Source organism: Lyngbya aestuarii BL J (assembly GCF_000478195.2).
Lineage (GTDB): Bacteria > Cyanobacteriota > Cyanobacteriia > Cyanobacteriales > Microcoleaceae > Capilliphycus > Capilliphycus aestuarii.
The window spans coordinates 1-819 of sequence record NZ_AUZM01000285.1 but is presented as its reverse complement, the minus strand read 5'-3'; the positions used below and the strand labels follow the sequence as shown (position 1 = coordinate 819).

Here is an 819-nt window from a genome sequence, read left to right as displayed (position 1 = left end):
TTGAGTGTTGGGCTTCGGTCGGATTAGAGGAGGATTCATATTTTGTCTGCATACTTGATACCTCTGCGGTTCTAACATAAGAATTGGATAATATTCTTACATAAAACTGGCCCCATTCTAATCTGTTTTTGGACTGGTTTTCTGCGATTTTAATTTTTGATGTTCTGATTGTTTATCAAATCGATGATTGTTAAAGTTATCTATGATACAAATTATGGCAACATGGCGTTCGTTGCGATCGCTGTTTCCAGATCGTTAAGATGCTTATATTGAGCTAATTTCGCTCTATTACTCGGAGTCTGGCTTTCCTGAAAGTTGAAAACAATTTACCCCCAGACTCTCGATATTACAGATCAACTTTGTCTGTTTGACACCCGGCTTTGCCCAGATAACACTTTAAGGAATTATTTATTTTTAGTCTTTCCACAAACTCGCTTCGTGGGGAATGAAGTCAGTAGAAATCACAGACATCGGTAGTATCGCAATCGGAAGTAATCCCATCGACAAAGAATTTAACACGATGATGATCACCAGGCTGAGGCGATCACCCCGCTTGGACTCAATTCGATAACACTTTAACTGTTCTTGAGTATTCATGCCTCGATCCCCTTGCTGCTGTCATCTATGACTCTTTACTTAGTTTATCAATTTTTTGTAGCTTAGAATACAGAATTTAAAATCTGTTACAAAAGATACTTTTTGACAAAATAAAGAGACAGAAGTGATCACAACTGTCTCCCGATCCTCAACTCATCGATGCCAGACTGTTTCTCCCCCCGGACGATCAATTAAAGTAATTCCGGCTTCTTTTAAGCGATC

General features: G+C 38.8%; 1 protein-coding gene. It reads right to left on the bottom strand.

Annotation, left to right across the window (positions count from 1 at the left end):
- Positions 1-414 precede the first annotated feature (414 nt).
- A complete protein-coding gene (locus M595_RS28095; protein WP_023065568.1) occupies positions 415-597 on the bottom strand; it encodes a hypothetical protein in 183 nt (60 codons plus the stop codon).
- Positions 598-819 lie beyond the last annotated feature (222 nt).

Bases quoted from the DNA above. Each gene is read 5' to 3' on its own strand.
- M595_RS28095 (WP_023065568.1), bottom strand. From the start codon at position 597: ATGAATACTCAAGAACAGTTAAAGTGTTATCGAATTGAGTCCAAGCGG.